The following is a 22,641-nucleotide window of genomic DNA, read 5'->3' on the forward strand; positions in this document are numbered from 1 at the left end:
ATGTCAGTTATCATTAAACCAATCATTTCAGAAAAAGCAAACAGCCAATCAGAATTGAGCGGAGTTTATACGTTTTTAGTAGATACTAAAGCTAATAAAATCCAAATCAAACAAGCTGTAGAAGCTGCTTATAGTGTAAAGGTAGAAGACGTAAGAACAATGATTTATGCTCCTAAAGTTTCTGCGAAATACACTAAAAAAGGACTTCAAGTTGGTAAAACCAATAAATTGAAGAAAGCTTTGGTTCAACTTGTAGAAGGTGAAACCATTGATATTTTTGCAACAAATTAATAATTTTTATATAATTAATAGTAATGTCTGTTAGAAAATTAAAACCTATCACCCCAGGACAGAGATTCAGAATTGTAAACAATTTTGAAGAAATTACTACCAACAAACCTGAGAAGTCTCTAACTGTAGGACTTTCTAAAAAAGGAGGTAGAAATAACACTGGTAAAATGACCATGCGTTATACCGGAGGTGGACACAAGAAAAAGTACAGAATCATCGATTTCAAAAGAAATAAGTTTGATGTAGCTGCTACTGTTTTATCTGTGGAGTATGATCCAAACAGAACTGCATTTATCGCTTTAGTAGAATACACTGATGGAGAAAAGAGATACATCGTTGCTCCAAACGGTATTAAAGTAGGTCAAACTGTAGTTTCTGGAGATAATGTAGAACCTGAAGTAGGAAATGCAATGAAATTGAAAAACATACCATTAGGTACTGTTATCTCTTGCATCGAACTAAGACCAGGACAAGGTGCAATCCTTGCTAGAAGTGCAGGTTCTTCTGCGCAATTAACTTCTAGAGATGGTAAATATGCAATCATTAAATTGCCTTCAGGAGAATCTAGAATGATTTTAGTAGAATGTATGGCTATGATTGGCTCAGTATCTAACTCAGATCACCAACTTACCGTTTCTGGTAAAGCAGGTAGAAGCAGATGGTTAGGTAAGAGACCAAGAACAAGAGCTGTAGCTATGAACCCTGTAGATCACCCAATGGGAGGTGGTGAAGGTAGATCTTCTGGTGGTCACCCAAGATCTAGAAACGGTAAACCAGCTAAAGGTTACAAGACTAGAAAGAAAAACAAAGTGTCTAACCGTTACATCGTATCTAAAAGAAAATAATTATGGCAAGATCACTTAAGAAAGGACCTTTCATCGCACATCATTTAGAAAAGAAGGTTCAGGCAAACATAGAACAAAATAAGAAGACAGTTATCAAAACATGGTCTAGAGCATCAATGATTTCTCCAGACATGGTAGGTCAAACTATCGCAGTACACAACGGGAAATCTTTTATCCCAGTTTATGTAACTGAAAACATGGTAGGACATAAGTTAGGCGAATTTTCTCCAACGAGATCTTTCAGAGGACACTCTGGTAACAAAAATAAAGGTAGCAGATAATCATGGGATCAAGAAAACAAGATAGCGCAATCGCAAGAAAAGAAGCTAACAAAGATGTTGTAAAAGCTTCATTAAACAATTGTCCGTCTTCTCCAAGAAAAATGAGACTCGTTGCTGATATCATCCGTGGAGAAAACGTAGATAAAGCCCTATATATCCTTAAATATTCTAAAAAAGATGCTTCTAACAAGTTAGAAAAACTTTTACTTTCAGCTATTGCTAACTGGCAATCTAAAAACGAAGGTGCTGACATAGAAGCTGCTAATCTTTTTGTAAAAGAAATTTATGTGGATAGTGCAAGACAACTTAAGAGATTAAGACCTGCACCACAAGGTAGAGGTTACAGAATTAGAAAAAGATCTAATCACGTAACATTAGTATTAGGTAACAAACAAGATAATCAATAATCAAAGGTATGGGACAGAAGACAAATCCAATTGGTAATAGATTAGGAATCATCAGAGGATGGGATTCTAACTGGTTTGGTGGAAACGATTATGGAGACAGAATCGCAGAAGACTACAAAATCAGAAGATACCTTGAAGCTAGATTATCTAAAGGTGGTATCTCTAGAATCTATATCGAGAGAACCCTAAAATTAGTAACAGTAACAATCACTACTGCAAGACCAGGTCTTATCATCGGTAAAGGTGGTCAAGAAGTTGATAAACTAAAAGAAGAATTGAAAAAGATTACTGATAAAGACATCCAAATCAATATCTTCGAAATCAAAAGACCAGAACTAGACGCAATTCTAGTTGCAGAAAGTATTGCTAAGCAAATAGAAAACAGAATCTCTTACAGAAGAGCTGTTAAAATGGCTATGACCAGCACTATGAGAATGGGTGCAGAAGGTATCAAAGTTCAAATCTCTGGTAGATTAAACGGAGCTGAAATGGCAAGATCAGAATCTTTCAAAGAAGGAAGAATCCCATTGTCTACTTTCAGAGCAGATATCGATTATCACATTGGTGAAGCACTTACTCAGTACGGTAAGCTAGGAGTGAAAGTTTGGATCATGAAAGGTGAAGTGTACGGCAAGAGAGAATTATCTCCACTTGTTGGTCAACAGAAAAAAGCACCAGCTGGTAAAAAAAGAGACAGAAAATAATTAAAATTTTAGATTGAAATTTTGTTTTTTAAATTACCGTTACTTTTTTAAAATCTAAAATCTAAAATCTGAAATCTAAAATCTAAATTAGAAAACATGTTACAACCAAAAAGAACGAAATTCCGTCGTGTTCATAAAATGAAAATGAAGGGAAATGCGCAAAGAGGATCTCAATTAGCGTATGGAACTTTCGGAATTAAAGCTATAGACGGTGCTTGGATCACTGCAAGACAAATTGAAGCTGCGCGTATCGCTGCTACAAGATATATGAAAAGAGAAGGTCAACTATGGATTAAAATATTCCCAGATAAGCCTATTACTAAAAAACCAGCCGAAGTAAGGATGGGTAAAGGTAAAGGTGCTGTAGAATATTGGGTAGCTGTAGTAAAACCTGGTAAAATTATGTTTGAAGTAGGTGGAGTTCCTTATGAAATAGCTAAAGAGGCGTTAAGACTTGCAGCTCAGAAACTTCCAATAGTTACCAAATTTGTAGTAGCTAACGATTTTGTTCAACCTCAATAATCTTTGAAAAATGAAAAAAGCTGACATCAAAAATCTAAGCGCAGGAGATATTAAAAATCAATTAGCTGCTCTTAAAGCTGATTACACCAAAATGAAATTAGCGCACAGAATTAGCCCGATTGAAAATCCTATTCAAATCAGAGATTTAAGAAGAACAATCGCAAGACTTGAAACTGAGTTAACTAACAAACAATAATTTCATTTTATCATGGAAAGAAATTTAAGAAAAGAAAGAATCGGAATCGTTTCTAGCAATAAAATGGAAAAAACCATTGTAGTTAGTGAAACGATGAGAATGAAACATCCAATGTACGGTAAATTCGTATTAAAGACGAAAAAATATACCGCTCACGATGAAAACAATGAGTGCAACGAAGGGGATAAAGTTCTAATCCAAGAAACTAGACCTTTGAGTAAAAATAAAAGATGGAGATTAGTAAGTATAATTGAAAGAGCTAAGTAATGTTACAAACCGAATCAAGATTAAAAGTTGCTGATAACACTGGTGCAAAAGAAGTACTAGTAATCAGAGTTCTAGGCGGAACTAGAAGAAGATATGCTTCTGTAGGTGATAAAATCGTAGTTACTATCAAAGATTCTACTCCATCAGGAAATGCAAAAAAAGGACAAGTATCTAAAGCAGTTATCGTAAGAACTAAAAAAGCAGTTAGAAGAAAAGATGGATCTTACATCAAATTTGACGACAATGCTTGCGTTCTTCTAAACGCTGCTGGAGAAATGAGAGGAACTCGTGTTTTCGGACCAGTTGCTCGTGAATTGAGAGACAAAGAATATATGAAAATCATTTCATTAGCTCCTGAAGTATTATAATTTTAAAAATTTTAGAAAAAATGGCAAAAGTTAAAATAAAAAGAGGAGATAACGTAATCGTTACTACTGGTAAAAACAAAGGTAGTAAAGGTGAAGTTCTAGAAGTGATTAGAAAAGAAAACGCTGATGCTAGAGTTATCGTAGCAGGAGTAAACGTTGTTAAAAAACACGTAAAACCATCTGCAGCAAATCCTCAAGGCGGAATCGTAGAAAAAGAAGCATCTATTAATATTTCTAACGTATCTCTTGTAGATGCAAACGGAAAAGCTACAAAAGTAGCATATAAAGTAGAAGGTGATAAAAAAGTAAGAATTGCTAAAACAACAGGTAAAGAAATCTAATTATGGAATACGTAGCAAGACCCAAAAAATTATATACAGAAAAAATTGTTCCAGCAATGATGGAAGAATTTGGGTACAAATCTATCATGCAAGTACCTAAATTAGAAAAAATTGTTGTGTCTCAAGGTTTAGGTGCTGCAACTGCAGACAAAAAAATCGTAGACTATGCAGTAGAAGAACTTACAGCTATCACTGGTCAAAAAGCAGTAGGAACTTTATCTAAAAAAGACGAGGCAGCTTTCAAATTAAGAAAAGGTATGCCAGTTGGTGCAAGAGTAACGCTTAGAGCAGAAAAAATGTACGAATTTTTAGATAGACTTACTTCATCTGCTTTACCAAGAATTAGAGATTTTAACGGTATCAAAGCCGATGGTTTCGATGGTAGAGGTAATTACAACTTAGGGATTACTGAGCAAATTATCTTCCCAGAAATCGTGATCGACAAAGTGAAAAAAATCCAAGGGATGGACATCACTTTCGTTACTACTGCTAAAACTGACAAAGAAGCAAAAGCATTATTAACTCATTTCGGTTTACCGTTTAAAAAGAACTAAGAAATGGCAAAAGAATCAATGAAAGCGCGTGAGCGCAAAAGAGAAGCACTAGTTGCTAAATATGCTGCTAAAAGAGCTGCCCTAAAAGAAGCAGGTGATTATGAAGCACTTCAGAAATTACCTAAAAACGCTTCTCCTGTAAGATTACACAACAGATGTAAATTAACAGGAAGACCAAGAGGTTACATGAGAACTTTCGGTATTTCGAGAGTTACTTTCAGAGAAATGGCTAACAATGGTCTTATCCCGGGAGTTAAAAAAGCAAGTTGGTAACAATTAGTTTTTAATCAAGATATTTAAGTTGCTTATGGCTTTTAGCCTCAAAATTAAAAGCCATCTGCAATACTGAATATCATTCACCAATAATAATTTAAAATAAAAAAATGGTAACAGATCCAATTTCAGATTTCCTAACTAGAGTAAGGAACGCACAAAGCGCAGGCCACAAAGTGGTGGAAATTCCTGCATCAAAAATCAAAAAGGAGATTACGAAAATCTTATTTGATCAAGGTTACATCTTAAACTACAAGTTTGAAGATAACGCTGTTCAAGGGACTATCAAAATCGCTTTGAAATATGATAAGCAAACTAACAAACCGGCTATTAAGTCTATCCAAAGAGCTTCTAGACCAGGTTTGAGAAAATACGCTGGTACAGAAGAATTACCAAGAGTATTAAACGGTTTAGGTGTAGCTATCATCTCTACTTCTAAGGGAGTAATGACTGATAAGAAAGCCAGAGAAGAAAAAGTAGGTGGCGAAGTAATCTGCTATGTTTATTAATTGTAAAAATTAGGAAGAAATGTCAAGAATTGGTAAATCAATTATAGAAATTCCTGCAGGTGTTACAGTTACTGTAAACGATAATGTAGTAACTGTGAAAGGTCCTAAAGGAGAACTTTCTCAAGAAATTACAGGCGGAATTACTCTTGAGCAAGAAGATGGTAAAATCACTGTAAGTAGACCATCTGAAGCTAAAAATCATAAAGCATTACACGGTCTTTACAGAGCGTTAATCAATAATATGGTGGTAGGAACCTCAGAAGGTTTCACAAAAAAATTAGAATTAGTAGGGGTAGGTTATAGAGCATCTCACTCTGGTCAAAAACTAGAATTAGCTCTAGGTTTCTCTCACGGTATCGTACTAGAACTTCCAAAAGAAATCACAGTAGATACTTTAACAGAAAAAGGTAAAAACCCAATCATCACTTTGTCTTCTTATGACAAACAATTATTGGGAATGGTGGCTGCTAAAATTCGCTCATTCAGAAAACCAGAACCATACAAAGGTAAAGGTGTGAAATTCGTTGGTGAAATAATTAGACGTAAAGCTGGTAAATCTGCTTAAAAATTAAGACAATGGCATTAACAAAAGTACAAAAAAGAGATAGAATTAAAAGAAGAGTAAGAGGCAAAATCTCTGGAACTTCTTCAGCGCCAAGACTTTCTGTTTACAAGAGTAACAAAGAAATCTACGCTCAATTAATTGACGATAAAGAAGGTAAAACTTTAGTAGCTGCTTCTTCTAGAGAGAAAGGAGTAGATGCTAATGGAACTAAAACTGAAGTTGCAACTGCAGTAGGTAAGAAAATTGCTGAAAAAGCTATAGCTGCTGGATTTGAAAAAGTAGTTTTTGATAGAAACGGTTTCGTATATCACGGTAGAGTAAAAGCTCTTGCAGACGGTGCTAGAGAAGGTGGTTTGAAATTTTAAAAATTAAAAAATTATGTTAGGATTAGATAATATAGAAAGAGTAAAACCAGGTGGTCTAGAACTTAAAGATCGTCTAGTTGCCGTAAACAGAGTAACTAAAGTAACCAAAGGAGGTAGAGCTTTCGGATTTTCTGCAATCGTAGTAGTAGGTAATGAAGACGGTGTAATCGGTTTCGGTTTAGGTAAATCTAAAGAAGTTGCTTCTGCTATTGCTAAAGCAGTAGAAGATGCTAAGAAAAATTTAGTGAAAGTTCCTGTAATGAATCATACAATCCCTCACCAAACTTCTGCTAGATACGGTGGTGCTGATATCTTCTTAAGACCAGCTTCTCACGGTACAGGATTAATCGCAGGAGGTGCGGTAAGAGCGGTACTAGAATCTGCAGGAGTACATGATGTACTTTCAAAATCTAAAGGTTCTTCTAACCCTCACAATGTGGTAAAGGCAACTTTCAAAGCATTGTTAGATATCAGAAGACCAGAAGAAATTGCAAGAATGAGAGGAATTTCTTTAACTAAAGTGTTTAACGGTTAATTTTTTATATCATGGCAACAATTAAAATCAAACAAGTAAGAAGTGCTATCAAAAGACCTAAAGTACAAAAAGATACTTTAGTAGCTCTTGGTCTTAAAAAATTAAACCAAGTTGTAGAACACGAAGCTACTCCATCTATCTTAGGTATGGTAGCTGCAGTGAGACATTTAGTAGAAGTACAGGAAAACTAATTAAATTTTAACAAAATGAATTTAAATAATATTCAACCAGCATCTGGAGCTACTCATAATTCAAAAAGAGTAGGTAGAGGACAAGGTAGTGGCAAAGGTGGTACATCTACAAAAGGTCACAAAGGTCAAAAATCAAGAGCTGGTTACTCACAGAAAATAGGTTTTGAAGGTGGTCAGATGCCTTTACAAAGAAGATTACCAAAATTCGGATTTAATAACATTAACAGAAAAGAATACAGAGCTATTAATCTAGATACTATTCAAGCATTAGTAGACGCTAAAAATCTTTCTGAAGTTACTAAAGAAGTATTGGTAGAAAATGGTTTATCTTCTAAAAATGAATTAGTGAAAATTATGGGTAGAGGAGAACTTAAATCTTCTGTTTCTATTTCTGCTAACAAATTCACTAAATCTGCTGAAGAGGCAATCTCTAAAGCAGGAGGTAAAGCGATCACTCTTTAATAAAAACAAATGAAAGGTTTTATTCAAACACTTAAAAACATCTGGAGTTTACAAGAATTGAGGGACAAGATTATTGTCACTCTTTCTTTGATTCTAGTATATAGATTTGCTTCTTATATTTCTCTACCAGCTATTAACATGGCAGAAGTAGGAAATTTATTAGATCATTTTCAAAAACAAGGTGGCGGTAAACAAGCTGCAGGTCTATTAGGTCTATTATCATCATTTACTGGAGGGGCTTTCAGTCATGCTTCAATCATGGCTCTAGGAATCATGCCGTACATTTCTGCATCTATTATTGTGCAGCTTATGGGAATGGCAATTCCTTATTTACAGAAACTTCAGAAAGATGGTGAAAGTGGTAGAAAAACCTTAAATCAAATTACAAGATGGTTAACAATAGGTGTTTGTCTCGTACAAGCACCATTTTACCTAGGTACTATTACACAGGTTTTTTTACCTTACGAACAATTTAGATCTGCGTATTATATTGATCCGCAATCTATTGCATTTTATGTTCCAAGTGTAGTGATATTAGTTGCAGGTTCTATCTTTGCAATGTGGTTAGGAGAAAAAATTACAGATAAAGGCATTGGTAACGGGATTTCTATCTTAATCATGGTAGGGATTCTAGCAGGTTTACCAACTGCATTTTTACAAGAATTTACTACTCAAACAGGAAACGGAGGTTTAGGAAGCATCATGATTCTAATCGAAGTTTTATTCTGGTTGGTAGTAATCTTATTAGCAATTGTACTATCAGTAGCAGTAAGAAAAATTCCTATTCAGTATGTAAGTAGAGCTCACGCAACAGGTGGTTCAAACAGAAATTTATTACAAGGAGCAAGACAATGGATTCCTCTAAAAGTAAATGCATCTGGAGTAATGCCACTAATTTTCGCACAAGCATTAATGTTTGTTCCAGGTTTGTTAACTAAATTCGATGATACCAATACTTTCTTAGCAGGATTTAAAAATCCATTCAGCTGGCAGTATAATGTATTATTAGTAATTTTAATTATCATCTTCTCTTACTTCTATACAGCCATCACTATTCCAGTGAATCAAATGGCAGATGACTTAAAGAGAAATGGAGGTTTAATACCGAAAGTAAGACCAGGACAAGAGACTGCAAATTACTTAGATGATATTTTATCTAAAATAACCTTGCCAGGTGCGTTTTTTTTATCTATCTTTGCAATCCTTCCAGCTTTAGTGCATGGAGGCTTTGTTCAGACTGAAGGATTCTCCCATTTTTTCGGAGGAACTTCTTTATTGATCATGGTAGGAGTAATTTTAGATACAGTTCAGCAAATCAACACGTATTTGTTGAACCATCACTATGATGGATTGATGCAATCTAAATTATCTAGAACATCAAACTTATAAAAAACATCTATGGCAAAACAAAAACATATAGAACAAGATGGCGTTATAGTGGAAGCACTATCTAACGCCATGTTCCGTGTGGAACTGGAAAATGGGCATGTTCTCATCGCTCATATTTCAGGGAAAATGAGAATGCATTACATAAAACTTTTACCAGGAGACAAGGTAAAATTAGAACTCTCTCCTTATGATTTATCAAAAGGAAGAATAACATTTAGATATTAAATTAAATACTAATGAAAGTTAGAGCATCAATTAAAAAAAGAAGTGCAGATTGCAAAATCGTAAGAAGAAAAGGCAGATTGTACATTATTAACAAGAAGAACCCAAAATTTAAACAAAGACAAGGCTAAAATTAAATTATGGCGAGAATTTCAGGTATTGATTTACCAAAAAACAAAAGAGGCGTTATCGGTTTAACTTACATTTATGGAATTGGTAGAAGCACAGCTTCTGAAATCCTTAAACATGCCGGTATCAGCGAAGACAAGAAAGTCAACGAATGGAATGACGATGAATTGGCTGCAATCAGAAATTACATCACTGAAAACATTAAAGTAGAAGGTGAATTACGTTCTGAAGTGCAATTGAACATCAAGAGATTGATGGACATAGGTTGCCAACGAGGAATACGTCACAGACTGGGATTACCTTTAAGAGGCCAAAGAACGAAAAACAATTCTAGAACCCGTAAAGGAAAGAGAAAAACAGTTGCTAACAAGAAAAAAGCAAGTAAATAATCTTTAGATTAGAATTATGGCAAAACAAACTAAAGTAGTTAAAAAAAGAAAAGTAAAAGTAGAAGCAATTGGTGAAGCACATATCCAAGCTTCTTTCAATAATATTATTATTTCTTTGACAAACAAAAACGGAGAAGTAATTTCTTGGTCTTCTGCCGGTAAAATGGGATTCAGAGGTTCTAAAAAGAATACTCCATTCGCAGCTCAAATGGCTGCAGAAAATTGCTCTTCAGTAGCTTATGAAGCTGGTTTAAGAAGAGTAAAGGTGTTTGTGAAAGGTCCAGGTGCAGGTAGAGAATCTGCAATCAGATCTATTCACAATTCAGGAATTGAAGTTTCAGAAATCATTGACGTGACTCCTATGCCACACAATGGATGTAGACCACCTAAAAGAAGAAGAGTTTAATTTTTAGAAATTTAACCTATGGCAAGATATATTGGACCAAAAACTAAAATTGCACGTAAATTTGGTGCTGCAATTTATGGAGACGATAAAAGTTTCGAAAAAAGAAAAAACCAACCACCAGGACAACACGGACCTAACAAAAGAAGAGGTGCTAAAAAATCTGAATATGCAGTACAGTTAGCTGAAAAACAAAAAGCTAAATATACTTACGGTATCTTAGAAAGACAATTTGCAAACCTTTTCGATAAAGCGCACAGAAGCAAAGGCGTTACAGGTGAGGTTCTTTTACAATTATGTGAATCTAGATTAGATAACGTAGTATACAGATTAGGTTTTTCTAAAACCAGAGCTGGTGCTAGACAGTTAGTTTCTCACAGACACGTAACAGTAAACGGAGAAATTGTAAACATCCCTTCATATTTATTAAAAGCAGGTGACGTAATCGCGATTAGAGAAAAATCTAAATCTCTAGAAGTAATTGCTGATTCATTAGCTTCTAAATCATCTTATGAATGGTTACAATTTAACGACGAAAAGAAAGAAGGTACTTTTATCTCAGCTCCTGAAAGAATTCAGATCCCTGAAGATATCAAAGAACAGCTAATCGTCGAATTATACTCTAAATAATTTTAATCAAATTTTTGCTCAACCCAATATTATGGCAATTTTACAATTCATAAAACCCGACAAAGTAATTCTACTTAATTCTACGGATTTCAAAGGTCAATTCGAATTTAGACCACTAGAGCCAGGATTCGGACTTACTATCGGTAATGCTTTGAGAAGAGTTTTACTTTCTTCTCTAGAAGGATATGCTATCACATCTATCAAAATAGAAGGAGTAGAGCACGAATTTTCAACAATTCCAGGTGTAATAGAAGATGTTACTGAAATCATCCTTAACCTTAAGCAATTAAGACTTAAAGCAAAAGTAGAAAACGCATCAGCAGAACAAGTAAGTGTGAAAATTTCTGGTAAAGAAGTGATCACTGCAGGTGATTTTGCTAGCTCGATGAATAACTTCGAGGTACTTAATCCAGACTTAGTAATCTGCAACTTGACAAAAGAGGTGTCTTTCGAAATGAATTTCAACATCGATAAAGGAAGAGGTTATGTTCCTTCAGAACAAAACAAATCTAACAATGCACCTATAGGAACGATTGCAATTGACTCTATCTTTACTCCTATTAAGAAAGTTCAATATAGCATTGAAAACTATCGTGTAGAGCAAAAAACAGACTACGAAAAACTTGTATTAGACATTGAGACGGATGGTTCTATCACCCCTCAAAATGCTTTAACTGAAGCTTCTAAGATATTAATTTATCACTTTATGTTATTCTCTGATGAGAGAATCACTCTAGAAACTGAAGCTGTAAAAGCATCAATCCAATACGATGAAGAAACCCTTCACACAAGACAATTACTTAAGTCTAAATTAGCAGATATGGATCTTTCTGTGAGAGCTCTTAACTGTCTAAAAGCAGCTGAAGTAGAAACTCTAGGTGAACTAGTTTCTTATAGTAAGTCTGATTTGATGAAATTCAGAAATTTCGGTAAGAAATCATTGACAGAACTTGAAGAACTTGTTCACTCAAAAGGACTAAACTTCGGGTTTGATGTTGCAAAATATAAGTTAGACGCTGATAAATAATCCTTAACAATGAGACACGGAAAAAAATTCAATCACTTAGGTAGAACAGCCTCTCACAGAAGCGCTTTGCTTTCTAATATGGCATGCTCACTAATTGAACATAAAAGAATAAATACTACTGTTGCTAAAGCTAAAGCTTTAAGAGTATACGTAGAACCTATCTTAACTAAAGCTAAAGAAGATACTACGCACAACAGAAGAATTGCTTTCTCTTACTTACAAAGTAAAGAAGCGGTTGCAGAACTTTTCAGAACTGTAGCTCCTAAAATTGCTACCAGAAATGGTGGTTATACTAGAATCATCAAGACTGGTTTCAGACCTGGTGATGCTGCAGATACTGCATTAATCGAGCTTGTAGATTTCAATGAACTTTACAATCCTAATGCTGAAGAGAAAAAAGCAACTAGAAGAAGCAGAAGATCTACTAAGAAAGAAGCTGCTGCTGTAGTAGCTGCTCCAGTGGTAGAAGAAACTGCTGTAGTAGAAGAGCCAAAAGCTGAAGCTACTGAAGAAAAAACTGAAGAATAATTCTCAGAATTTCTATAAATAAAAAACCATTCAGATTTCTGAATGGTTTTTTTTTATGCTTATTTTTTACGATTTAACTCGAAAATTTGTCCGTTTTGGGTAATGGTTAGTAAATCACCTTTAGATATTGCCTTTATGCCATCTTTTTCATAAATATCACTTTCGATTTGAGGCAATTCTATCTTGAGTTTATTTCTTTCAATAAGTATAAAGTTACCTTCCTTAGTTCCCGTAGTAAAAGTTACACTGGCTTCTGTTCCATCAAAAGCACGATAAACGTACTCCTGTTTTTCAATTTTATTTTCGGTTTTGGTAATCTTGTCCTCTAAATTGGTTTTTTCTAAAATTATAGAATCTGTTTTGCTTTCTCCATTAGCATCTATTGTTTTGATTACTTTTACTTGCTTTTCTATGGCAGTTTTGTTTTCTTTATCACAGCTGATAACACCTATGAAGACTAATATTAAGATATAGTTAAAAGATTTTTTCATTGCAATTTTTTAAAAATTAATAAGTATCTTTAAATAAAATTTGAAGGATTTTATGTTTTAAAAATACAAAAAATACCCTACAAAAATCATGAACTCACATTGCTAAATTATGCGTAAATTTGCAATGCAAAAAATAAGAAAAGAGCTGGTCTTCATTTTTTTGAAAGAGAAGCCCTACAATAGAAACTTTAAAATAGAATAATATGAGTTACATTTCATTTATTGAAGCAAGACAAATTTTGGATTCTAGAGGAAATCCAACTGTAGAAGTTGATGTATTTACCGAAAGCGGTGCAATGGGACGTGCAGCTGTTCCTTCTGGTGCTTCTACCGGAGAACACGAAGCAGTAGAATTGCGCGATGGCGGTTCAGAATATATGGGGAAAGGCGTATTGAAGGCCGTAGAAAATGTAAAAGAAGTAATCGCTCCAGAATTAGTAGGACTTCCAGTTTTTGACCAAAATCTTATCGATCAAATTATGATTGACTTAGATGGTACAAATAATAAAGGAAATTTAGGGGCTAATGCTATTTTAGGAGTTTCTTTAGCTGCTGCTAAAGCTGCTGCTGCTGAATTAAGACAACCTCTTTACAAATATATTGGTGGTGTAAATGCTAATACACTTCCTGTGCCGATGATGAATGTAATTAATGGTGGTTCTCACTCAGATGCACCAATTGCATTCCAAGAATTTATGATTATGCCAGTAAAAGCAGATTCTTTCTCTCACGCACTTAGAAAAGGAACTGAAATTTTCCATAATCTTAAATCTATTCTTCATGATAGAGGTCTATCTACAGCAGTAGGTGACGAAGGTGGTTTCGCACCAACTTTCAAAGGAACTGAAGACGCTTTAGATACTTTACTAAAAGCAATCGAAAAAGCAGGTTATAAACCAGGTGATGATGTAATGATTGCACTAGACTGTGCTTCTTCAGAATTCTACAAAGATGGAATCTACGATTATAGAAAATTCCAAACTCCAGATTCTGCACAATTTACGAGCAGCGAACAGGTTTCTTACTTAGCAGAATTGGTAAACAAATATCCAATTATCTCTATTGAAGATGGTATGCAAGAAAATGACTGGGAAGGTTGGAAAATGTTAACTGATAAAATTGGTGATAGAGTACAATTAGTAGGAGACGATTTATTTGTAACAAACGTAGAAAGACTTTCTAGAGGAGTTAAAGAAAATATCGCTAACTCTATCTTGGTTAAAGTAAACCAAATTGGTTCATTATCTGAAACTTTAGCTGCGGTACAAATGGCTCAGCATAATAAGTATACATCTGTAATGTCTCACAGATCTGGTGAAACTGAAGATGCTACTATTGCTGATTTAGCAGTAGCTTGCAACTGTGGCCAGATTAAAACAGGTTCTGCTTCTCGTTCTGATAGAATGGCTAAGTATAACCAATTATTAAGAATCGAGGAAGCTCTAGGCGAAAATGCTATTTTCCCAGGATTAGATGCTTTTAAAATTAAAAGATAATTTATCTCACATAAATCTGAAAAACCTCTTACTTTAGGAGGTTTTTTTATGAATCCCATATACTAAATTTATTTTTAAAAACAATACCTATATTAATTTAGCAAGTTTATTGCTGATATAGTAAAAATAAATAGGTTTGCATAACAGAAAGTTTTCTCTAAAATTCTTTTTTTCGTATTTTTACTGAAAATATATTCTAAAACATGTCAGATAATAAAGTTATACTCAATTACGACGGAAATTCTTATGAGTATCCTATCGTAGAAAGCACAATTGGTGATAGAGGGATTGATATTTCTAAGTTGAGAGATCAAACCGGACTTATTACCTTAGACTTAGGCTATAAAAATACTGGCGCTACTTTAAGTGATATTACATACTTAGATGGCGATTTAGGAGAACTTTTCTACAGAGGCTATCCTATAGAGCAAATTGCTGAGAAATCTAATTTTACTGAGGTAATGTACTTATTGCTTCACGGTGAATTACCAAACGCTTCTCAGTTTAACCAATTCGAGAATAACATTAAGAATTACAACTTCGTAGCAGAAGAAATGAAAAAAATTCTTGATGCTTTCCCACGTTCTGCGCACCCTATGGGAGTACTTTCAACACTTACTTCTGCGCTTACAGCATTTAATCCTAAAGCTGTAGACGTAAAATCTAAAGAAGAAATGGACCATGCTGCAGAATTATTACTAGCTAAGTTCGCTCATCTATGTGCTTGGACTTATAGAAAAACAAATGGCTTCCCTCTTAATCACGGGGATAACAGTCTAAACTATGTAGAGAATTTCTACAAAATGGCTTTCAGAAGACCATATGAAGAATTCGAAATAGATCCAGTAGTAGTAAATGCGTTAGATAAATTATTAATTCTACACGCAGATCACGAACAAAACTGTTCTACTTCTACAGTAAGAATGGTAGGTTCTGCTCACACTGGTTTATTTGCGTCTATTTCTGCGGGAGTTTCTGCATTATGGGGGCCACTTCACGGTGGGGCAAACCAAGCAGTAATCGAAATGCTAGAAATGATTGAAAAAGATGGTGGAGATGTTGCTAAATATGTGAAAAAAGCTAAAGATAAAGAAGACAGCTTCAGATTAATGGGATTCGGACATAGAGTTTACAAAAACTTCGACCCAAGAGCTAAAATCATCAAAAAAGCTGCAGACGATATCTTAAACAAACTAGGAATTCAAGACAAAGCTCTAGACATTGCAATGCAATTAGAAAGAGTAGCACTAGAAGATGATTACTTCGTAGAAAGAAAACTATATCCAAACGTAGATTTCTATTCTGGTATTATCTACAGAGCATTAGGAATTCCTACAGAAATGTTTACGGTAATGTTCGCATTAGGACGTTTACCAGGATGGATTTCTCAGTGGAAAGAAATGCGTCTTCACGGTGACCCAATTGGTAGACCGAGACAAGTGTATCAAGGTGCTCCAAAACGTGACTACATTGATATGGCAAACAGATAATTTTAATAAAATTATAAAAAGAAAACCTCTCAAATTTTGGGAGGTTTTTGTTTTTTATAAAGGAGAAGTATATTTGAAAATAGTGTAAATTTAATTTTATGGAATAACTAAAATTCCACAAAATTTTAATTTCCCATTTTTTGGTTTAAAATGTAATATTGCACTAGCGCCTTCAAAATCTGTTTTAGGATTTGGCTTCGCAGTTTGATATCCTAAAGTATATTGATTATTTTCAGAATCATAAATGATATTACTTTTTCTCAAATTTTTATAATTTATAATAGGAATTATATCTTGTAAATAGTTGTTAATTTCTTGAAACTTAATTGTTGATTCCATAGAATTATTTTCACAAACAGAGCAATAGAAATTTTCACAAAAAAAATCTAAAATTTGTTGATTATCCAAAGTTTTATTTTCATAATTTTTTTGTATTGTTTTTAAATTTATTAAAAGTTCTTTTTTAATTTCAGACAGATTTTGTTGAGCTTGAAAAGAAAAGAAGCTTGAAAAAAATATTAGAAATAAAAGTCGTTTTTTCATTTTATATATAGTTTTGTAAATGTTTCAGCGAATGTTCGAATTCTATAAAGTGGCTTACATCATTATACTCAAATGTATAAAAATTTATAAAACAAATAAAAACGCTCAAAAATCAAAACCCTCCTGATTTTTTATAAAAATTTCTTTACTTCAAAACCTTTATTTATATTTGCTTTAAGCAGAAATTATTTATGAAGCTCAATATAAAAAACGAAACAGGCAGATTAAAATCAGTAGTGCTCGGTCAACCAAAATCTATTGGCCCAGTTCCTACTTTAGAAGAAAGTTATGATGCTAAATCATATTACTCCATAGAAAATGGCATTTATCCTAAAGAAGAAGACATCATCGCAGAAATGACTGCCTTCGAAAAAGTGCTCAAAAAATATGATGTGGAAGTTTTCAGACCGAATATTATCAAAGATTACAATCAGGTTTTTGCGAGAGATGTAGCCTTCGTTATCGAAGATAAAATGATTATCTCAAACGTAATCAAAGATAGAGCAGATGAACAAGAAGCCTATCGCAAAATTTTTGAAAAAGTAGAATGGCGCAAAATCATCAATCTACCCGAAACCGCTCATATAGAAGGAGGAGATGTAATTGTTTGGGATGATTTTCTCTTTGTGGGAACTTGTTTCTCCGAAGATTACAGAAATTATAAAACGGCCAGAACCAATGAATATGCTATAGAAATTCTGAAAGAATATTTCCCGAAAAAACGCATCATAGACCTTGACCTTAAGAAAAATGACAAGGTTCCGTATCAAGGTGTTTTGCACTTAGACTGCACGTTTAACCCTATCGGAAAAGACAAATGTATTATATACAAAGACGGGTTTGTAGACGAAAGTGATTACCAACTCATCATAGATATTTTCGGGGAAGAAAACTGTTTCCATATTACACCAGAAGAAATGTTCGAGATGAATCCTAATATTTTCTCTATTTCACCAGAAGTAGTGGTTTCAGACGAAACTTTTACCAGAATGAATGACTTTCTGAGAAATGAATGGGGTTTTACGGTAGAAGAAATTCCGTATCGTGAAATTTCTAAAATGGGCGGTTTGCTCAGATGTTCTACCATGCCTTTGGTTAGAGAATAATTAGATTATTTTGATCAAAATAAAAAGGACAACTTCATTTAGAGGTTGTCCTTTCGATTTAAAGAAATAAGAAATAAAAAATTATTGTAATGAAAACTTGATTTTTGTTTTTATAGCGTCTGAAGAATTCCCAATAAGCGCTTCGAAATCACCTGGTTCTGCTACCCAATCGTGTTTTACAGGGTCAAAGAAACTTAATGCAGATTTGTCAATCGTGATGGTTACTACTTTTTGTTCACCCGAATTTAAGTATATTTTTTCAAAACCTTTCAATTCTTTTAATGGTCTTGGCAAAGAAGATTTTACGTCTCTTATGTATAATTGTACTACTTCTGCACCTGCTTTTTTGCCTGTATTTTTTACTGGAATTGTAAAGGTGATAGTCTCATCTTCGGTAATAACGGCTTTGTCTGTTTTAGCTTGACCAATTTCGAAAGTGGTGTAACTTAATCCATGCCCGAAACTGAAAAGAGGTTTAATGTTCTTAGTGTCATGCCAACGGTAACCCACGAAAATTCCTTCGTTATATTTTATGTTGATAGGGTTTTGTTGGTCTTTTCCTTTTCCTTGTGCCAATTCTTCTTTGTTACCCGGATATTCTCCTAATTGATGAGCAGAATTGTCTTCTAATTTCACAGGGAAAGTGAATGGCAATTTACCAGAAGGATTAGCATCACCCGCTAAAACTGAAGCGATAGCATGACCGCTTTCTGAACCTAAATACCACGCTTGAACAATGCTAGAAACTTCTTTTACCCAAGGCATTTCTACAGCATTTCCTGAAACTAAAACTACGGTGAAATTTTTGTTCGCTTTCGCCAAAGCAGAAATTAATTCATCTTGATGATAAGGTAAGCCCATATCTTTTCTGTCATTTCCTTCACTGTCTTGGAAATCACTCTTATTAAGTCCACCCACGAAAATTACAAAGTCAGAATTTTTAGCGAGTTCTACCGCTTCTTTGGTTAATTCTGCTTGTGAACGATTGTCAGTAAGGTCTTTTCCTGTTTTTACACCATTATATTCTCCACCTACATCTCCTACATAACCTCTTGCATAAGCAACTTCTGCATCTTTCCCGAATCTTGCTTTAATGCCGTCTAAAGGTAAAGTTTCATATTTTACTTTTAATGAAGAAGAGCCACCGCCTACGGTCATCATTTTGATAGCGTTTTCACCAATTACAGCAATCTTTTTAGTTTTAGAAACATTAATTGGCAATACATTTTTTTGGTTTTTTAGCAATACAATTCCCTCTTCACCAATTTCCTTGGCAATTGCTCTGTGTTCTTCAGAAGCAATGTTTCCAAAAGGTTTGTTTTTATTCATAGTGGTCAAGAAAGCTAGTCTTAAGATTCTTCTCACTTTATCATCCAATTCTTTAGTTCCTACTTCACCAGATTTGATGAGTTTTAAATAAGGATGCGCTAAATAGTAATTATCATAAGCATTGCTAGTTCCTTCAGAAAGTCCATTCGTCCAGCTACCGAATTCCATGTCAAGCCCATTCATTATGGCTTGCTTGGTATCGTTTACAGCACCCCAGTCAGAAACAACAACTCCTTTGAAACCCCATTCTTTTTTTAGAATATCATTTAATAAGTATTGATTTTGACTAGAAAATTGATTTTTATACATATCATAAGCTCCCATTATAGACCAAGTGTTTCCCTCTTGTACAGCTGCTTTAAAAGCAGGCAAATAAATTTCGTACAGCGTTCTGTCGTCTATAATTACATTGCTGGTATGTCTGAATTGTTCTTGATTATTAAGTGCATAGTGTTTTACACAAGCTGCTACACCATTAGATTGAACTCCTTTAATGTAAGGAACCACCATTTTAGAAGATAAAAATGGGTCTTCTCCCATGTATTCAAAATTTCTACCGTTTAATGGAGTTCTGTATATGTTTACACCAGGGCCTAGTAAAATGTCTTTTTTTCTATAACGAGCTTCTTCTCCTAAAGCTTTTCCATAGTTCCATGACATTTTTTTATTCCAAGTTGCAGAAAGTGCAGTAAGCGCAGGATAAGCAATGATGGAGTCATTAGTCCAACCAGCTTGCTCCCATTCATCCCATTTTACTTCAGGACGAATTCCGTGCGGCCCATCAGTAGTCCAAAATTCTGGGATTCCTAATCTTGGGACTCCCGGTGAACTAAATTTTGACTGAGCATGAAGCATCGCTACTTTTTCTTCTAAAGTCATTTTAGAAAGCGCATCTTCTACTCTGACTTCTATAGGTTGCGAATCATCTAAATAAATAGCGGTCTTTTTTTCTTGTGCTTTTGCTTGAAAACTCATTAACGAGACTAAGCAAACAAGTGCAATTTTCTTGAACATAAGAATTATTTTTTGGTTCAGTAAAACTACAACTTTTTATTATTATCTCAAAATGAGATAATGTATTTTTCCTAAAACTTATTTGAAAATTTAATTTTCAACTTAAAATTTGCTAAATTCCTTATAAATGAGAAGGTTATAATATTTTGAAAAAATAAAAAAATATTTTTTGTTCTAAAAATTTGTTTTTCTATAAAACTTGTCTTTATATTTGCAACACGAAAAACGTTCTTTTATACATGCAACTTATTAAGAAAGGTGGAGGGAATTGACCCTGCGAAACCTTGGCAACCTGCTAACAGAAATGAAAGTAAGGTGCCAAATTCAACCCCGATAATCGGGAAAGATAAGTCTGAAATCAGTTTAAAATAGTCATACACTATATCAAAAACTCTTTCGACTTGTCGGAAGAGTTTTTTTATGCTCTTTCGTCAAGAATTTTCTGCAAATAAGTTGCTCTAATATTTAACAATTAAAAATTATTAAAAAAATGAGCAATTTAAAATTTGAAACGCTTCAACTTCATGCTGGTCAAGAAATCGACCCAACTACCAATTCTAGAGCGGTTCCGCTTTACCAAACTTCATCTTATACTTTTAACAGTGCAGAACATGCTGCCAATCTTTTTGGTTTAAAAGAATTTGGGAATATCTACACCAGACTCATGAATCCTACCACAGATGTTTTCGAAAAACGTGTGGCTGCACTTCACGGTGGAGTAGCTGCTTTGGCTACCGCTTCTGGTCACGCTGCACAATTTTTGGCAATTACTAATATTTTACAAGCAGGAGACAATTTCGTGAGTTCGCCTTATTTATACGGAGGAAGTTATAATCAGTTCAAAGTTTCTTTCAAAAAATTAGGCATCGAAGCACAATTTGCTAAAGACGATGCTCCAGAAAGTTTTGAAGAACTCATTAACGAAAATACCAAAGCAATTTATTTAGAAACCATAGGAAATCCTACGTTGAACGTTGCGGATTTTGATGCAATCTCAGCTGTAGCTAAAAAACATAATATTCCATTAATCGTAGACAATACTTTTGGAGCAGGTGGTTATCTCTTCAGACCGATTGAACATGGCGCAAATGTAGTGGTAGAATCTGCGACCAAATGGATTGGCGGTCACGGAACTTCTATTGGCGGAATCATTATAGATGGAGGAAATTTTGATTGGGGAAATGGTAAGTTTTCACAGTTTTCTGAACCTTCGGACAGTTATCATGGTTTGGTTTTCTCAGATGTTTTTGGAGTAAATGGACCTTTTGGAAATATTGCTTTTGCTATTAAAGCTAGAGTAGAAGGTCTTAGAGATTTCGGACCTACAATTTCTCCATTCAATTCATTTTTATTGCTACAAGGTTTAGAAACATTATCACTAAGAGTAGACAGAACCGTAGAAAATGCTCAGAAATTAGCGGAGTTTTTAGAAAATCATCCGAAAGTAGAAAAAGTATTGTATCCAGGTTTGCCAAGTTTCCCAGATTATGAAAATGCTAAAAAATATTTGAAAAAAGGTTTCGGGGGAGTGCTTAATTTTGAAATCAAAGGAGGAAAAGAAGCAGCGGTAAAATTTATTGATAATTTACAATTGGTTTCACACTTAGCAAACGTAGGAGATTCTAAAACGCTTATCATCAATCCAGCTTCTACCACACACGAGCAGCTCTCAGATGAAGAAAGACTGAAAGCAGGAATTACTCCAGGGCAAATTAGATTAAGCGTGGGAATAGAACATATAGATGATATTATCGCAGATTTAGAGCAGTCATTTTCTAAAATTTAACTTACAGATTTTTGCTAAAACCTTAGATTTTGAAAAAATTAGAAGTCGGAAATTTTCTACTCGAAAGTGGAACAGAAATACAAAATGTAGAAATTGCTTATCATATTTTTGGTGAATTATCCCCAGAAAAAAAAGTGATTTGGGTTTGTCATGCCTTAACTGCAAATTCAGATGCGCAAGATTGGTGGCCTAATTTCATTGGCGAAAATTTAACCTTAGACACCGAAAAATATACCATAGTTTGTGCCAATATTTTAGGTTCTTGTTACGGAACGAGTTTCCAAAAACAAGAAAAACTTCCATTAATCACCATTCGTGATATGGTAAAACTTCACCAAGAGTTAGCAAAATTTTTACAAATTTCTGAAATAGAATTGCTTCTAGGAGGTTCTCTCGGCGGAATGCAATGTTTAGAGTGGGCGATTGCAGAACCAGATTTTATTAAAAAATTATTTGTAATTGCTACCAATGCAAAGCATTCTGCGTGGGGAATTGCTTTTAATGAAGTACAAAGAATGGCGCTGGAATTAGGTGAAAACGGAATAGATGCAGCAAGAGCTATTGCCATGCTTTCGTACAGAAACTATGCTACTTTTGAATCTACTCAAACTGATGAAGAAGAAAAATTAGAACAATATAGAGCAGCTTCTTATCAAAGGTATCAAGGCGAAAAACTCAGAAAAAGATTTTCTAAAGAAAGTTATTTCATGCTTTCTAAAGCTATGGATTCTCACCATTTGGGAAGGGGAAGAAATTCAGTGGAAAATGCTTTGAACCAAATTACCGCTGAAACTTTGGTGATTGGGATAGACAGTGATATTCTTTTCCCTGTTTCGGAGCAAAAATTTATAGCTGAACATATAAAAAACGCAAAGCTAGAAGTTATTTCTTCACTCTATGGTCATGATGGATTTTTAATCGAAACCGAGAAAATTTCAACATTGCTTAAAAAGCATTTCAACTTATAAGAAAGCAAGATAGATGATTTTAAAA

General features: G+C 34.1%; 34 protein-coding genes and 1 riboswitch. Of the genes, 31 read left to right on the forward strand and 3 right to left on the reverse strand.

The annotated features are described in order from the left end of the window. From rplW to rplQ, 26 genes are all read left to right on the forward strand, one after another. Positions 1-291, forward strand: coding sequence for a 50S ribosomal protein L23 (gene rplW, locus N7277_RS04390; RefSeq protein ID WP_274780522.1), 291 nt, complete (start codon positions 1-3; stop codon positions 289-291). A 23-nt stretch (positions 292-314) separates the two neighbouring features. Then, the gene (gene rplB, locus N7277_RS04395; RefSeq protein WP_069800887.1) at positions 315-1,136 is read left to right on the forward strand and encodes a 50S ribosomal protein L2; all 822 of its coding nucleotides are present in this window, start codon (positions 315-317) and stop codon (positions 1,134-1,136) included. A gap of 2 nt (positions 1,137-1,138) precedes the next feature. Continuing rightward, positions 1,139-1,417, forward strand: a complete 279-nt coding sequence (gene rpsS / locus N7277_RS04400) for a 30S ribosomal protein S19 (RefSeq protein ID WP_069800889.1) — start codon at positions 1,139-1,141, stop codon at positions 1,415-1,417. A gap of 2 nt (positions 1,418-1,419) precedes the next feature. Continuing rightward, the gene (gene rplV, locus N7277_RS04405; RefSeq protein ID WP_274780523.1) at positions 1,420-1,824 is read left to right on the forward strand and encodes a 50S ribosomal protein L22; all 405 of its coding nucleotides are present in this window, start codon (positions 1,420-1,422) and stop codon (positions 1,822-1,824) included. Between the two features lie 8 nt (positions 1,825-1,832). Then, positions 1,833-2,528 carry a 30S ribosomal protein S3 gene (gene rpsC / locus N7277_RS04410; protein WP_069800893.1) on the forward strand — a complete coding sequence of 232 codons (696 nt, stop codon included), beginning with the start codon at positions 1,833-1,835 and terminating at the stop codon, positions 2,526-2,528. A gap of 96 nt (positions 2,529-2,624) precedes the next feature. Next, the gene (gene rplP, locus N7277_RS04415) at positions 2,625-3,050 is read left to right on the forward strand and encodes a 50S ribosomal protein L16 (RefSeq protein ID WP_069800895.1); all 426 of its coding nucleotides are present in this window, start codon (positions 2,625-2,627) and stop codon (positions 3,048-3,050) included. A 10-nt stretch (positions 3,051-3,060) separates the two neighbouring features. Beyond that, positions 3,061-3,246 (forward strand): 50S ribosomal protein L29, encoded by a 186-nt coding sequence (gene rpmC / locus N7277_RS04420; protein ID WP_069800897.1) that lies wholly within the window; start codon positions 3,061-3,063, stop codon positions 3,244-3,246. 9 nt (positions 3,247-3,255) lie between these two features. After that, the gene (rpsQ, locus tag N7277_RS04425) at positions 3,256-3,513 is read left to right on the forward strand and encodes a 30S ribosomal protein S17 (protein WP_104793860.1); all 258 of its coding nucleotides are present in this window, start codon (positions 3,256-3,258) and stop codon (positions 3,511-3,513) included. Further along, positions 3,513-3,881, forward strand: coding sequence for a 50S ribosomal protein L14 (gene rplN, locus N7277_RS04430; RefSeq protein WP_069800901.1), 369 nt, complete (start codon positions 3,513-3,515; stop codon positions 3,879-3,881). Before rpsQ ends, rplN begins: the two co-directional genes overlap by 1 nt. Before the next feature lie 20 nt (positions 3,882-3,901). Then, positions 3,902-4,222 carry a 50S ribosomal protein L24 gene (gene rplX, locus N7277_RS04435; RefSeq protein WP_274780524.1) on the forward strand — a complete coding sequence of 107 codons (321 nt, stop codon included), beginning with the start codon at positions 3,902-3,904 and terminating at the stop codon, positions 4,220-4,222. 2 nt (positions 4,223-4,224) lie between these two features. Continuing rightward, on the forward strand, positions 4,225-4,776 hold the full coding sequence (rplE, locus tag N7277_RS04440) for a 50S ribosomal protein L5 (RefSeq protein ID WP_069800905.1): 552 nt from the start codon (positions 4,225-4,227) through the stop codon (positions 4,774-4,776). A gap of 3 nt (positions 4,777-4,779) precedes the next feature. Next, on the forward strand, positions 4,780-5,049 hold the full coding sequence (gene rpsN / locus N7277_RS04445; protein ID WP_069800908.1) for a 30S ribosomal protein S14: 270 nt from the start codon (positions 4,780-4,782) through the stop codon (positions 5,047-5,049). 110 nt (positions 5,050-5,159) lie between these two features. Then, complete coding sequence (gene rpsH / locus N7277_RS04450; RefSeq protein ID WP_069800910.1) at positions 5,160-5,558, forward strand: 30S ribosomal protein S8; 399 nt, start codon at positions 5,160-5,162, stop codon at positions 5,556-5,558. Between the two features lie 19 nt (positions 5,559-5,577). Next, the gene (gene rplF, locus N7277_RS04455) at positions 5,578-6,123 is read left to right on the forward strand and encodes a 50S ribosomal protein L6 (RefSeq protein ID WP_274780525.1); all 546 of its coding nucleotides are present in this window, start codon (positions 5,578-5,580) and stop codon (positions 6,121-6,123) included. An 11-nt stretch (positions 6,124-6,134) separates the two neighbouring features. Continuing rightward, a complete protein-coding gene (gene rplR / locus N7277_RS04460) occupies positions 6,135-6,488 on the forward strand; it encodes a 50S ribosomal protein L18 (protein WP_274780526.1) in 354 nt (117 codons plus the stop codon). Positions 6,489-6,501: 13 nt separating this feature from the next. Then, positions 6,502-7,023 carry a 30S ribosomal protein S5 gene (rpsE, locus tag N7277_RS04465; protein WP_069800916.1) on the forward strand — a complete coding sequence of 174 codons (522 nt, stop codon included), beginning with the start codon at positions 6,502-6,504 and terminating at the stop codon, positions 7,021-7,023. A gap of 11 nt (positions 7,024-7,034) precedes the next feature. Then, positions 7,035-7,214, forward strand: coding sequence for a 50S ribosomal protein L30 (gene rpmD / locus N7277_RS04470; RefSeq protein ID WP_069800918.1), 180 nt, complete (start codon positions 7,035-7,037; stop codon positions 7,212-7,214). A 15-nt stretch (positions 7,215-7,229) separates the two neighbouring features. Continuing rightward, positions 7,230-7,676 (forward strand): 50S ribosomal protein L15, encoded by a 447-nt coding sequence (gene rplO, locus N7277_RS04475; protein WP_213190004.1) that lies wholly within the window; start codon positions 7,230-7,232, stop codon positions 7,674-7,676. A gap of 9 nt (positions 7,677-7,685) precedes the next feature. Next, the gene (gene secY / locus N7277_RS04480) at positions 7,686-9,065 is read left to right on the forward strand and encodes a preprotein translocase subunit SecY (protein ID WP_069800922.1); all 1,380 of its coding nucleotides are present in this window, start codon (positions 7,686-7,688) and stop codon (positions 9,063-9,065) included. Between the two features lie 9 nt (positions 9,066-9,074). Next, entirely contained in the window at positions 9,075-9,290 is a 216-nt protein-coding gene (gene infA, locus N7277_RS04485) for a translation initiation factor IF-1 (protein ID WP_004917349.1), read from the forward strand. A gap of 11 nt (positions 9,291-9,301) precedes the next feature. Next, positions 9,302-9,418 (forward strand): type B 50S ribosomal protein L36, encoded by a 117-nt coding sequence (gene ykgO / locus N7277_RS04490; protein ID WP_004917354.1) that lies wholly within the window; start codon positions 9,302-9,304, stop codon positions 9,416-9,418. 9 nt (positions 9,419-9,427) lie between these two features. Then, positions 9,428-9,805: a 30S ribosomal protein S13 gene (rpsM, locus tag N7277_RS04495; RefSeq protein ID WP_274780527.1), complete on the forward strand. Its 378-nt coding sequence runs from the start codon at positions 9,428-9,430 to the stop codon at positions 9,803-9,805. A gap of 16 nt (positions 9,806-9,821) precedes the next feature. After that, complete coding sequence (gene rpsK / locus N7277_RS04500) at positions 9,822-10,211, forward strand: 30S ribosomal protein S11 (protein WP_069800926.1); 390 nt, start codon at positions 9,822-9,824, stop codon at positions 10,209-10,211. An 18-nt stretch (positions 10,212-10,229) separates the two neighbouring features. After that, positions 10,230-10,838 (forward strand): 30S ribosomal protein S4, encoded by a 609-nt coding sequence (rpsD, locus tag N7277_RS04505; RefSeq protein WP_213190001.1) that lies wholly within the window; start codon positions 10,230-10,232, stop codon positions 10,836-10,838. 31 nt (positions 10,839-10,869) lie between these two features. Next, the gene (locus N7277_RS04510; RefSeq protein WP_213196882.1) at positions 10,870-11,865 is read left to right on the forward strand and encodes a DNA-directed RNA polymerase subunit alpha; all 996 of its coding nucleotides are present in this window, start codon (positions 10,870-10,872) and stop codon (positions 11,863-11,865) included. Between the two features lie 9 nt (positions 11,866-11,874). Further along, positions 11,875-12,393, forward strand: coding sequence for a 50S ribosomal protein L17 (rplQ, locus tag N7277_RS04515; RefSeq protein WP_274780528.1), 519 nt, complete (start codon positions 11,875-11,877; stop codon positions 12,391-12,393). A gap of 59 nt (positions 12,394-12,452) precedes the next feature. On the opposite strand, the gene N7277_RS04520 is transcribed toward rplQ, so the two are convergent. Beyond that, positions 12,453-12,884, reverse strand: a complete 432-nt coding sequence (locus N7277_RS04520; RefSeq protein ID WP_274780529.1) for a DUF1655 domain-containing protein — start codon at positions 12,882-12,884, stop codon at positions 12,453-12,455. A 203-nt stretch (positions 12,885-13,087) separates the two neighbouring features. Here N7277_RS04520 and eno point away from each other — a divergent pair, with 203 nt between their 5' ends. Both eno and N7277_RS04530 read left to right on the forward strand, forming a co-directional pair. Next, positions 13,088-14,380: a phosphopyruvate hydratase gene (eno, locus tag N7277_RS04525; protein ID WP_213196879.1), complete on the forward strand. Its 1,293-nt coding sequence runs from the start codon at positions 13,088-13,090 to the stop codon at positions 14,378-14,380. Positions 14,381-14,583: 203 nt separating this feature from the next. Then, on the forward strand, positions 14,584-15,870 hold the full coding sequence (locus tag N7277_RS04530; RefSeq protein ID WP_274780530.1) for a citrate synthase: 1,287 nt from the start codon (positions 14,584-14,586) through the stop codon (positions 15,868-15,870). 96 nt (positions 15,871-15,966) lie between these two features. On the opposite strand, the gene N7277_RS04535 is transcribed toward N7277_RS04530, so the two are convergent. After that, the gene (locus tag N7277_RS04535) at positions 15,967-16,413 is read right to left on the reverse strand and encodes a hypothetical protein (protein ID WP_274780531.1); all 447 of its coding nucleotides are present in this window, start codon (positions 16,411-16,413) and stop codon (positions 15,967-15,969) included. A 191-nt stretch (positions 16,414-16,604) separates the two neighbouring features. Between N7277_RS04535 and N7277_RS04540 the strand changes: the two genes are divergently transcribed. Beyond that, on the forward strand, positions 16,605-17,519 hold the full coding sequence (locus N7277_RS04540; protein ID WP_213189980.1) for a dimethylarginine dimethylaminohydrolase family protein: 915 nt from the start codon (positions 16,605-16,607) through the stop codon (positions 17,517-17,519). Between the two features lie 81 nt (positions 17,520-17,600). On the opposite strand, the gene N7277_RS04545 is transcribed toward N7277_RS04540, so the two are convergent. Further along, positions 17,601-19,862, reverse strand: a complete 2,262-nt coding sequence (locus N7277_RS04545; protein ID WP_274780532.1) for a glycoside hydrolase family 3 C-terminal domain-containing protein — start codon at positions 19,860-19,862, stop codon at positions 17,601-17,603. 243 nt (positions 19,863-20,105) lie between these two features. Further along, positions 20,106-20,215, forward strand: a riboswitch (SAM riboswitch). A gap of 137 nt (positions 20,216-20,352) precedes the next feature. Between N7277_RS04545 and N7277_RS04550 the strand changes: the two genes are divergently transcribed. Together N7277_RS04550 and N7277_RS04555 are read left to right on the forward strand one after the other, a co-directional pair. Further along, complete coding sequence (locus N7277_RS04550) at positions 20,353-21,648, forward strand: O-acetylhomoserine aminocarboxypropyltransferase/cysteine synthase family protein (RefSeq protein ID WP_274780533.1); 1,296 nt, start codon at positions 20,353-20,355, stop codon at positions 21,646-21,648. A gap of 29 nt (positions 21,649-21,677) precedes the next feature. After that, positions 21,678-22,616, forward strand: coding sequence for a homoserine O-acetyltransferase family protein (locus N7277_RS04555; protein ID WP_274780534.1), 939 nt, complete (start codon positions 21,678-21,680; stop codon positions 22,614-22,616). Positions 22,617-22,641: the final 25 nt, after the last annotated feature.

It is taken from the genome of Cloacibacterium sp. TD35 (assembly GCF_028864635.1).
Lineage (GTDB): Bacteria > Bacteroidota > Bacteroidia > Flavobacteriales > Weeksellaceae > Cloacibacterium.

Excerpts from the sequence above, each read along its gene's own strand:
- rplW (WP_274780522.1), top strand. The coding sequence starts at position 1 with ATGTCAGTTATCATTAAACCAATCATTTCAGAAAAAGCAAACAGCCAA.
- rplB (WP_069800887.1), top strand. The coding sequence starts at position 315 with ATGTCTGTTAGAAAATTAAAACCTATCACCCCAGGACAGAGATTCAGA.
- rpsS (WP_069800889.1), top strand. The coding sequence starts at position 1,139 with ATGGCAAGATCACTTAAGAAAGGACCTTTCATCGCACATCATTTAGAA.
- rplV (WP_274780523.1), top strand. The coding sequence starts at position 1,420 with ATGGGATCAAGAAAACAAGATAGCGCAATCGCAAGAAAAGAAGCTAAC.
- rpsC (WP_069800893.1), top strand. The coding sequence starts at position 1,833 with ATGGGACAGAAGACAAATCCAATTGGTAATAGATTAGGAATCATCAGA.
- rplP (WP_069800895.1), top strand. The coding sequence starts at position 2,625 with ATGTTACAACCAAAAAGAACGAAATTCCGTCGTGTTCATAAAATGAAA.
- rpmC (WP_069800897.1), top strand. The coding sequence starts at position 3,061 with ATGAAAAAAGCTGACATCAAAAATCTAAGCGCAGGAGATATTAAAAAT.
- rplN (WP_069800901.1), top strand. The coding sequence starts at position 3,513 with ATGTTACAAACCGAATCAAGATTAAAAGTTGCTGATAACACTGGTGCA.
- rplX (WP_274780524.1), top strand. The coding sequence starts at position 3,902 with ATGGCAAAAGTTAAAATAAAAAGAGGAGATAACGTAATCGTTACTACT.
- rplE (WP_069800905.1), top strand. The coding sequence starts at position 4,225 with ATGGAATACGTAGCAAGACCCAAAAAATTATATACAGAAAAAATTGTT.
- rpsN (WP_069800908.1), top strand. The coding sequence starts at position 4,780 with ATGGCAAAAGAATCAATGAAAGCGCGTGAGCGCAAAAGAGAAGCACTA.
- rpsH (WP_069800910.1), top strand. The coding sequence starts at position 5,160 with ATGGTAACAGATCCAATTTCAGATTTCCTAACTAGAGTAAGGAACGCA.
- rplF (WP_274780525.1), top strand. The coding sequence starts at position 5,578 with ATGTCAAGAATTGGTAAATCAATTATAGAAATTCCTGCAGGTGTTACA.
- rplR (WP_274780526.1), top strand. The coding sequence starts at position 6,135 with ATGGCATTAACAAAAGTACAAAAAAGAGATAGAATTAAAAGAAGAGTA.
- rpsE (WP_069800916.1), top strand. The coding sequence starts at position 6,502 with ATGTTAGGATTAGATAATATAGAAAGAGTAAAACCAGGTGGTCTAGAA.
- rpmD (WP_069800918.1), top strand. The coding sequence starts at position 7,035 with ATGGCAACAATTAAAATCAAACAAGTAAGAAGTGCTATCAAAAGACCT.
- rplO (WP_213190004.1), top strand. The coding sequence starts at position 7,230 with ATGAATTTAAATAATATTCAACCAGCATCTGGAGCTACTCATAATTCA.
- secY (WP_069800922.1), top strand. The coding sequence starts at position 7,686 with ATGAAAGGTTTTATTCAAACACTTAAAAACATCTGGAGTTTACAAGAA.
- infA (WP_004917349.1), top strand. The coding sequence starts at position 9,075 with ATGGCAAAACAAAAACATATAGAACAAGATGGCGTTATAGTGGAAGCA.
- ykgO (WP_004917354.1), top strand. The coding sequence starts at position 9,302 with ATGAAAGTTAGAGCATCAATTAAAAAAAGAAGTGCAGATTGCAAAATC.
- rpsM (WP_274780527.1), top strand. The coding sequence starts at position 9,428 with ATGGCGAGAATTTCAGGTATTGATTTACCAAAAAACAAAAGAGGCGTT.
- rpsK (WP_069800926.1), top strand. The coding sequence starts at position 9,822 with ATGGCAAAACAAACTAAAGTAGTTAAAAAAAGAAAAGTAAAAGTAGAA.
- rpsD (WP_213190001.1), top strand. The coding sequence starts at position 10,230 with ATGGCAAGATATATTGGACCAAAAACTAAAATTGCACGTAAATTTGGT.
- N7277_RS04510 (WP_213196882.1), top strand. The coding sequence starts at position 10,870 with ATGGCAATTTTACAATTCATAAAACCCGACAAAGTAATTCTACTTAAT.
- rplQ (WP_274780528.1), top strand. The coding sequence starts at position 11,875 with ATGAGACACGGAAAAAAATTCAATCACTTAGGTAGAACAGCCTCTCAC.
- N7277_RS04520 (WP_274780529.1), bottom strand. The coding sequence starts at position 12,884 with ATGAAAAAATCTTTTAACTATATCTTAATATTAGTCTTCATAGGTGTT.
- eno (WP_213196879.1), top strand. The coding sequence starts at position 13,088 with ATGAGTTACATTTCATTTATTGAAGCAAGACAAATTTTGGATTCTAGA.
- N7277_RS04530 (WP_274780530.1), top strand. The coding sequence starts at position 14,584 with ATGTCAGATAATAAAGTTATACTCAATTACGACGGAAATTCTTATGAG.
- N7277_RS04535 (WP_274780531.1), bottom strand. The coding sequence starts at position 16,413 with ATGAAAAAACGACTTTTATTTCTAATATTTTTTTCAAGCTTCTTTTCT.
- N7277_RS04540 (WP_213189980.1), top strand. The coding sequence starts at position 16,605 with ATGAAGCTCAATATAAAAAACGAAACAGGCAGATTAAAATCAGTAGTG.
- N7277_RS04545 (WP_274780532.1), bottom strand. The coding sequence starts at position 19,862 with ATGTTCAAGAAAATTGCACTTGTTTGCTTAGTCTCGTTAATGAGTTTT.
- N7277_RS04550 (WP_274780533.1), top strand. The coding sequence starts at position 20,353 with ATGAGCAATTTAAAATTTGAAACGCTTCAACTTCATGCTGGTCAAGAA.